The organism is Streptomyces sp. NPDC058000, from assembly GCF_042886435.1.
In the GTDB taxonomy this organism is placed as follows: domain Bacteria; phylum Actinomycetota; class Actinomycetes; order Streptomycetales; family Streptomycetaceae; genus Streptomyces.
This window is the reverse complement of sequence record NZ_JBHVQS010000078.1, coordinates 25,976-34,362: the sequence shown is the minus strand read 5'-3', so window position 1 is coordinate 34,362 and position 8,387 is coordinate 25,976. Positions and strand designations below refer to the sequence as shown.

The window sequence follows — 8,387 nt, the reverse complement described above, 5'->3', positions numbered from 1 at the left end:
GGGGCCGGGCCCGCCGGTGCCGGCTGCCCGGCCCGGTCCGGCCCGGCCGCGCCGTCCCGCGAGGGGCGGGCGGCGGGTGCGGCGGCCTTGCCGGCCCGCGGGGCTTCGGCGAAGAACGACGCGGCGGAGCGCTCACCGGTCTCCACGGCCCGCACCGCCGCTGCCAGCGCCGCCGCGGACGCGGCGGGGCCGGGCTGTGGTGTGCCGTCGGCGTTGCCGCCGGCTCCGGCGCCGGCCTCGCCGACCGCCTCGTCACCGGGCGCGGCAGCCTCCTGCTCGGGCGGGTTGTCGCCGGCGCGGTCGGTACTCACAGCGTGCTCCAGTTGTGGTCGGGATAGTGGTGCACCGGAGCCGACACATCGTCCAGCGCCCGGCGGATCTCGTCAGGAAGACTAAGCGCCTCCACTGACAACGAGGCTCTGAGCTGCTGCGCGGTGCGGGCACCGAGGATCGGGGCGGTGACGCCGGGGCGGTCGCGGACCCAGGAGAGCGCGACCTGGAGGGGCGTGACGGCCAGTCCGTCGGCGGCGGTGGCGACCGCGTCGACGACCCGGCTCGCGGTGTCGTCCAGATAGGGCTCGACGAACGGCGCGAGGTGGTCCGAGGCGCCGCGGGAGTCGGCCGGGGTGGCGTGGCGGTACTTGCCGGTGAGCACCCCGCGGCCCAGTGGGGACGACGGGAGCAGCCCGACCCCCAGGTCCCGGGCGGCGGGCAGCACCTCCCGTTCGACGCCGCGCTGGAGGAGGGAGTACTCCATCTGCGTGCTCGCGAGCCGGTTGCGCATGTCGGGGGCGGCCAGCTGCCAGGTGGCGGCCTTGGCGAGCTGCCAGCCGGAGAAACTCGACAGGCCGACATAGCGCGCGCGGCCGGAGGCCACCGCCAGGTCGAGTGCCTGGAGGGTCTCCTCCAGCGGGGTGTGCGGGTCGAAGGCGTGCAGCTGCCAGAGGTCCACGTAGTCGGTGCGCAGGCGTGTGAGGGAGGCGTCCAGAGCGGTGAGCAGGTGGCGGCGCGAGCCGTCGACCCGGCGGTCCGGTGCGAGGACGCTGCCGGCCTTGGTGGCGATGACCAGGTCCGGGCGCGGCACCAGCCCTTCGAGCAGCCGGCCGAGGAGGTATTCGGCGCCGCCGTCGGCGTAGATGTCGGCGGTGTCGACGAGCGTGCCGCCGGCCTCCCAGAAGGTCTTGAGCTGCTCGGCGGCGTCCTGTTCGCCGGTGTCGCGTGCCCAGTTCAGGGTGCCCAGCCCGAGGCGGGACACGCGCAGGCCCGTGCGGCCGAGGTGCCTTTGCTCCATGGGCCCAGACATTACGCGCCGGGCCTCACGAACAGGGGACCTGTGGACAACGGCCGGGCCCACCGCCGCGGACCGGGTCCGGCCTGCCGGTGACGACCGCCGCACCCGCACGCTAGAGTCCCCGGAACAGCGACGTTACTGATGGGTAAGGGGAGCGGCATGAGGCTTGGCATCAACCTCGGCTACTGGGGCGCCGGGATGGACTCCGACAATCTCGCGGTGGCTCAGGAGGCCGATCGCCTCGGTTACGCGGTCTGCTGGGCGGCCGAGGCATACGGGTCCGACGCCCCCACGGTGCTCTCCTGGGTGGCCGCGCAGACCGAGCGGATCGACGTCGGCTCGGCGATCTTCCAGATCCCGGCCCGCACCCCCGCGATGACCGCGATGACCGCGGCGACCCTGGACTCGCTCTCCGGCGGCCGGTTCCGCCTCGGCCTGGGCGTCTCCGGGCCGCAGGTCTCCGAGGGCTGGTACGGCGTGAAGTTCGACAAGCCGCTGGCCCGCACCCGGGAGTACGTGGAGATCGTCCGCAAGGCGATGACCCGCGAGCGGCTGTCCTACGAGGGCGCGCACTGGACGCTGCCGCTGCCCGGCGGCCCCGGCAAGCCGCTGAAGCTCACCGTCCACCCGGAGCGCGAGCACATCCCGCTCTACATCGCGGCCATCGGCCCGAAGAACCTCCAGCAGACCGGCGAGATCGCCGACGGTGCGCTGCTCATCTTCCCCTCCGCCGACCACCTGGAGGAGACCGCGATCTCCCACCTCCGGGCGGGGCGGGAAGCGGCCGGCAAGACCATGGACGGCTTCGACGTCTGCCCCACCCTCCCGCTGTCCGTCGGCGAGGACAAGGACGTCAGCGCGCTCGCCGACCAGTTCCGCCCGTACACCGCGCTGTACGTCGGCGGCATGGGCAGCCGGAAGCAGAACTTCTACAACCAGCTGGCGCAGCGGATGGGGTACGAGAAGGAGGCCGCCGAGATCCAGGACAAGTACCTGGCCGGGGACAAGGCCGGCGCCGCCGCGGCGATCCCCGAGCGGCTGATCGACCAGACCACCCTCCTCGGCTCGGTCGACCGGATCGCCGAGCGGATGCAGGCGTACGCGGCGGCCGGCGTGACCACGCTGACGCTGGCGCCGGCCGGCTTCACCCTGGACGAGCGGGTGGCCTCGCTCCGTGCGGGCGTCGAGGCGCTGGAGCGCGCCGGCCTGGCGTAACTCCCGGCAGGTCCCGGACACGCGAAGGCCCGGCGCCTGGGCGCCGGGCCGGTGGAGGAGCACTGCGGCCGTGGTGGGGGCTCGGGGGCTTCCCCGCCACGGCCGTCACGGAACTCAACGCCTCAGCGGCGGGCGGGTTACGGGGCTCGCCCCGGCCCGGGCCACGCGAACGGGCGCACGGGCGCCGCCCCCGGTTGCCGGCGGCGGAACACGGCATTTGGCTTTCCCTTCACGGGCGTGTCCGTTCGGAGGTGACGCTGATGTTCTCGGCCAGGAGCCTGTTCCAGGAGATCGTCGACAACGACGCCTCCTACCGCCTCTTCTGCTCCATCGCGGCCAGCGGGGAGGCCCAGGGCGGCTGGGAGAACGGCCGGATCGCCGCACTGCTCCCGGAGTCCCAGCGCGACCTGGCGCCCAAGGTCGCCCGGCACGGCGCCGACGAGGACAAGCACGGCCGGATCTTCCACGCCCTGCTCCGCAAGCGCGGCCTGACGCCCGTCGAGATCCCCGCGGCCACCGACTACACCATGCTGCTGGAGCGGCGGGGCATCGGACTGGCCCACGACCAGCTCCGCCGCCAGGAGCCGCTCGGCGAGCGGGACGTCATCACCTACCTCGCGCACAGCCGGGTCACCGAGCAGCGCGCGGCCGAGCAGATGCTGCTGCTGCGCACGTACTTCGGCGACCACCCCGAGGTCGGCAAGGCGGTCAGGATGATCTGCCACGACGAGGAGAACCACCTCGCGTACTGCCACGAGGAACTGCTGCGGCTGGCCCGGGCCGGCCACGGGCGGACCATCCAGCGGACCCTGCGGGAGTGCGCGCTCGCCGAGATCGCCGTCCACCGGGACGTCAGTCTGGCCGTGATGGCGCACATGGGCCGCATCCTGCGGTGGCCGACGCTCAAGTCCGCGCTGCTCAGGGCCGGGATCATGGCGCTCTACGGCTACGAGCGGCTGGTCGGCTGGCGGCGGATGGTCAGCCTCGCCATGCCCGAGCGGCGGAACGCGCTGGGCGGCCCGGCCCCGGCCGCGCCGGACTTCGCCTGACCGGCCCGCCGTTCGGGGCGCCTCACAGCCAGCCGCGGCGCTTGAACAGCCGGTAGAGCGACACCTCGATGACGACCATCACCACCAGGATCGTCGGATAGCCCAGCGACCACTTCAGCTCCGGCATGTCGCTGAAGTTCATGCCGTAGATGCCCGCGATCAGGGTCGGTACCGCGGCCAGCGCCGCCCACGCCGAGATCTTGCGCATGTCGTCGTTCTGGCGGACCCCCATCTGCGCCAGATGGGCGGCGAGGATGTCCGACAGCAGCCGGTCCAGGCCCTCCACCGACTCGTTGGCGCGGGTCAGGTGGTCACCGACGTCCCGGAAGAACGGTCGGGCGTGGTCGTGCACGAAGGGCACGCCGGGGCTCTGCAAACGGGACATCGGCTCGGCCAACGGGACGGTGGCCCGGCGGAATTCGAGGACCTCGCGCTTGAACGCGTAGATCTGGGCGGCGGTGCTCCTGGATTCCCGGCGGATCGGGGCGAACACCTCCGCCTCCAACTCCTCAAGATCCACCTGGAGTTCACCGGCGACCTCGATGTAGTGGTCCACCACCGCGTCACTGATCGCGTAGAGCACCGCCCCGGGGCCGTGCCGCAGGATCTCCGGGTGGTGCTCCAGCCGCTGCCGGACCGCCGCCAGCGGGCTGGCCGTACCGTGCCGGACGGTGACCACGAACGAGTCGCCGACGAAGACCATCAGCTCCGAGGCGGTCACGGTGTCGGCCGCGACGTCGTAGGTGATCGGCTTCAGCACCATGAACAGCGAGTCGTCGTAGACCTCCAGCTTGGGCCGCTGATGCGCCTTGAGGGCGTCCTCCACGGCCAGCGGGTGTAGCCCGAACTCGCTGCTGACCTGGTCGAACTCGTGCTGGGTCGGTTCGTACATACCCAGCCACAAGAACGAGCGGCCGTCCGCCCGGGCCGCGTCCAGCGCGCGGGAGAAATCCGTCGCGCACTCATGGCGGCGGCCCTCGCGGTAGATGGCGCAGTCCACGATCACACCAGGCATTCTCGCCCGTCCACGGGGCCCCTGCCAGGGAAGCGGTCCGGGAGCACGCACCGCACGCCGCCCGGGCCGGCCACGGGCGGACGACGGGAGTTTGACGGCAGGCTCTAGGGTTGCGGTCATGCCCACGCTGATCCTGGTGCGGCACGGCCGCTCCACCGCCAACACCTCCGGGGTGCTCGCCGGCCGGACCGCCGGAGTCGCCCTCGACGAGCGGGGCGCCGCCCAGGCCGCGGCGCTGCCCGCCCGGCTCGCGGGGGTCCCGCTCGCCGTCGCCGTCTCCAGTCCGTTGCAGCGTTGCCGGGAGACCCTGGCGCCGCTGCTGGCGGCCCGCCCCGAGCTGCGTCTCACCGCCGACGAGCGGATCACCGAATGCGACTACGGCGACTGGTCGGGCCGCAAACTCGCCGAGCTGGCCGACGAACCGCTGATGGAGATCGTCCAGCAGCACCCCTCCGCGGCCGCCTTCCCCGGTGGTGAGGCGATGCGCGAGATGCAGGCCCGTGCGGTGGCCGCGGTCCGGGACTGGAACGCCCGGGTCGAGCAGACCTCCGGCGCCGAGGCGACCTACCTGATGTGCTCGCACGGTGACATCATCAAATCCCTGGTCGCCGACGCCCTCGGCATGCACCTGGACCTCTTCCAGCGGATCTCCGTGGAGCCGTGCTCGGTGACCGTGGTCCGCTACACCCGGCTGCGCCCCTACGTGGTACGGCTCGGCGACACCGGTGACCTCGCCTCACTGGTGCCCCGTGAGGACGGCGGCGGGGCCGGGAGCGAGCGGGACGCGGCCATCGGAGGCGGTGCGGGCGCAGCGTGATCAGCGGGCGCAGTAGGGTGGTGCGACGGCGCTGCCCGCGACGCCCCTGAGATCCGCGCAGTACCCCTCCAGGACACAGCGACCGCAGCGGCCGCACTGACCTATGCAGTCGAGACAATCGGAGCAGGACGTTGTCCCGTCAGGTGTACTTCTACGACCTACCGGACCGTTTCGTGGCCGGTACGGTCGGGCTGCCTGGCCGCCGTAGCTTCTTCCTCCAGGCCACCGCGGGCGGCCGGACCACCAGCGTCGCCCTGGAGAAGACTCAGGTGGCGGCGCTCGCCGAGCGGATCGACGAGCTCCTGGACGAGGTGGTGCGGCGCAGCGGCGGCAGTGCCCCGGTGCCCGCCGTCTCACCGAACGAGATGTCCGACACCGCGCCCTTGGAGTCGCCGGTGGAGGAGGAGTTCCGGGTCGGCACCATGGCGCTGGCCTGGGACGGCGAGGACGAACGGATGATCGTCGAGGCCCAGGCGCTGGTCGAGCTGGAGGCCGACAGCGACGAGGACCTCGCCGACGCCGAGGAGCGGCTGCTCCAGGACGACGAGAACGGCCCGCCGATGCTGCGGGTGCGGCTGACCGGCACCATGGCCCGGGCGTTCGCCAAGCGGGCGCTGGACGTCGTCAACGCGGGCCGCCCGCCGTGCCCGCTGTGCAGCCTGCCGCTCGACCCGGAGGGACACGTATGCCCGCGCCAGAACGGATACCGGCGGGACGCCTGAGCGCCATGGAGCCCACCGTCGAACCGGCCGGCCCCCGGGCCGCTCACGAGGCCCCGCCGGAGCCCGTCCGGGAGCCCGTCGGCAGCCTGGCGCCGGCGCTGCTCGCCGAGGGTGAGCTGACCGTCCGCGGCCAGATCCAGGAAGCCTCCAACGCCGTGCTCTACTGCACCGTCGCGCTCGACGGGCGCAGCGCCGCCTGCGTCTACAAGCCGGTCCGCGGCGAGCGCCCGCTGTGGGACTTCCCCGATGGCACGCTCGCCCAGCGCGAGGTCGCCGCGTACGAGGTCTCCCGGGCCTGCGGCTGGGACCTGATCCCCACCACGGTGCTGCGGGACGGCCCGTACGGGACCGGCATGGTCCAGGAGTGGATAGCGCCGCCCGGGGACGGCGACGAGGTGCCGGAGCTGCTGGCGCTGGTCGCCGAGGACGAGCCGGCGCCGGGCTGGAAGGCGGTCGGTCGGGCCGAGATCGGCGCGGGACGCACCGCGCTGCTGGTCCACGCCGACCACCCGCGGCTGCGCCGGCTGGCCGTCCTGGACGCGGTGATCAACAACGGTGACCGCAAGGGCGGCCATCTGCTGCCCGGGGCCGGTGGCGGGTTCTTCGCGATCGATCACGGTGTGACGTTCAACTCGGCCGACAAGTTGCGCACGCTCCTGTGGGGCTGGGCCGGGGAGCCGCTGACCGGCGAGGCGCTGACGGTGCTGCGCGGCGTGCAGGCGGAGCTGGCGGACGGTGCGCCGCTCGCCGCCCGACTGGCCGAACTGATCACAGAAGCCGAGCTGGCGGCGCTGCGGGCCCGGGTGGACGGGCTGCTGAGCAGCGGGCGGCACCCGGAGCCGAGCGGGGAGTGGCCGGCGATTCCCTGGCCGCCGGTCTGATCCGGGGCACCGTCGGCCGCCCGGTGCAAGCACCGGCTCCACCGGAGCGGCTGACGCCGCACCACCCACAGCCCCCAGCTCCTGGCACATCCGGCCGTGGAACGCAAGACCGCCTTTCCGGCCAGAGAAGCCCCTCCGGTTCGTATGCGGAACATCCGTCCGGTTACGCTCAAGGCATGCATGCATGGCCCGCTTCTGAGGTCCCCGCCCTGCCTGGTCAGGGCCGCGACCTGAGGATCCACGACACCGCGACCGGCGGACGGGTAACCCTCGACCCCGGTCCCGTCGCCCGTATCTACGTCTGCGGCATCACGCCGTACGACGCCACCCACATGGGGCACGCGGCGACCTACAACGCGTTCGACCTCGTTCAGCGCGTGTGGCTCGACACGAAGCGCCAGGTGCACTACGTGCAGAACGTCACCGACGTCGACGACCCGCTGCTGGCGCGGGCAGTGGCGACCGGTGTCGACTGGACCGCCCTCGCCGAGCGCGAGACCGCCCTCTTCCGCGAGGACATGACGGCACTGCGGATGCTGCCGCCGCGCCACTACATAGGTGCCGTCGAGTCGATACCCCACATCGTCCCGCTGGTGGAGCGGCTGCGCGACGCCGGCGCCGCCTACGAGCTGGACGGTGACGTCTACTTCTCGGTCGCCTCCGACGCCCACTTCGGCGAGGTCTCCGGCCTCGACGCCGAGGCGATGCGGCTGCTGTCCGCGGAGCGCGGCGGCGACCCGGAGCGCGAGGGCAAGAAGAACCCGCTCGACCCGATGCTGTGGATGGCCGCCCGCGACGGCGAGCCGAGCTGGGACGGCGGCTCGCTGGGCCGCGGCCGGCCCGGCTGGCACATCGAGTGCGTGGCCATCGCCCTGGAGCACCTCGGCATGGGCTTCGACGTCCAGGGCGGCGGCTCCGACCTGGCCTTCCCGCACCACGAGATGGGTGCCTCGCACGCCCAGGCACTGACCGGCGAACACCCCTTCGCCCAGGCGTACGTGCACGCCGGCATGGTCGCCCTGGACGGCGAGAAGATGTCCAAGTCCAAGGGCAACCTGGTCTTCGTCTCCAAGCTGCGGCGGGACGGCATCGACCCGGCCGCGATCCGCCTGACGCTGCTGGCCCACCACTACCGCAGTGACTGGGAGTGGACCGACGCGGTGCTCCCGGAGGCCGAGGCGCGGCTGGCCCGCTGGCGCTCCGCCGTCTCCCGCCCCGACGGTCCGCCCGCCGAGACCCTCCTGGCGGAGATCCGCACCGCGCTCGCCGACGACCTGGACGCGCCGGCCGCGCTGGCGGCGGTGGACCGTTGGGCCGCCGCGCAGGAGAACGGCGGCGGCACGGACGAGGGCGCGCCCGGGCGGGCCGCGGGGGGGGGGGCGGCGCGGCGGGGGGGG

At 73.2% G+C, this 8,387-nt stretch carries 7 protein-coding genes and 2 pseudogenes; 6 read left to right on the top strand and 3 right to left on the bottom strand.

Translation table 11 applies throughout. From position 1 onward, the window contains the following. Together ACFVT2_RS39215 and ACFVT2_RS39210 are read right to left on the bottom strand one after the other, a co-directional pair. Positions 1–311 (bottom strand): annotated as a pseudogene (locus ACFVT2_RS39215) (hypothetical protein); the annotation flags it as partial. After that, positions 308–1,291, bottom strand: coding sequence for an aldo/keto reductase (locus tag ACFVT2_RS39210; protein WP_390026153.1), 984 nt, complete (start codon positions 1,289–1,291; stop codon positions 308–310). The pseudogene ACFVT2_RS39215 and the gene ACFVT2_RS39210, both read right to left, overlap by 4 nt. Before the next feature lie 159 nt (positions 1,292–1,450). On the opposite strand from ACFVT2_RS39210, the gene ACFVT2_RS39205 reads away from it, so the two are divergent. Together ACFVT2_RS39205 and ACFVT2_RS39200 are read left to right on the top strand one after the other, a co-directional pair. Further along, positions 1,451–2,506 carry an LLM class F420-dependent oxidoreductase gene (locus ACFVT2_RS39205; RefSeq protein ID WP_390026151.1) on the top strand — a complete coding sequence of 352 codons (1,056 nt, stop codon included), beginning with the start codon at positions 1,451–1,453 and terminating at the stop codon, positions 2,504–2,506. A 260-nt stretch (positions 2,507–2,766) separates the two neighbouring features. Further along, entirely contained in the window at positions 2,767–3,555 is a 789-nt protein-coding gene (locus ACFVT2_RS39200; protein ID WP_390026148.1) for a ferritin-like domain-containing protein, read from the top strand. Between the two features lie 22 nt (positions 3,556–3,577). Here the strand turns inward: ACFVT2_RS39200 and corA are convergent, their stop codons facing one another. Then, positions 3,578–4,570, bottom strand: coding sequence for a magnesium/cobalt transporter CorA (corA, locus tag ACFVT2_RS39195; RefSeq protein WP_390026145.1), 993 nt, complete (start codon positions 4,568–4,570; stop codon positions 3,578–3,580). A 118-nt stretch (positions 4,571–4,688) separates the two neighbouring features. Here corA and ACFVT2_RS39190 point away from each other — a divergent pair, with 118 nt between their 5' ends. The 4 genes and pseudogenes from ACFVT2_RS39190 to mshC all read left to right on the top strand — a co-directional run. After that, positions 4,689–5,387, top strand: coding sequence for a histidine phosphatase family protein (locus ACFVT2_RS39190; RefSeq protein WP_390026142.1), 699 nt, complete (start codon positions 4,689–4,691; stop codon positions 5,385–5,387). Between the two features lie 131 nt (positions 5,388–5,518). Beyond that, complete coding sequence (locus tag ACFVT2_RS39185) at positions 5,519–6,109, top strand: DUF3090 domain-containing protein (protein WP_390026140.1); 591 nt, start codon at positions 5,519–5,521, stop codon at positions 6,107–6,109. A 5-nt stretch (positions 6,110–6,114) separates the two neighbouring features. After that, entirely contained in the window at positions 6,115–6,990 is an 876-nt protein-coding gene (locus ACFVT2_RS39180; protein ID WP_390026156.1) for an SCO1664 family protein, read from the top strand. Positions 6,991–7,166: 176 nt separating this feature from the next. Further along, a pseudogene (mshC, locus tag ACFVT2_RS39175) lies at positions 7,167–8,351 on the top strand (cysteine--1-D-myo-inosityl 2-amino-2-deoxy-alpha-D-glucopyranoside ligase); the annotation flags it as partial. Positions 8,352–8,387: the final 36 nt, after the last annotated feature.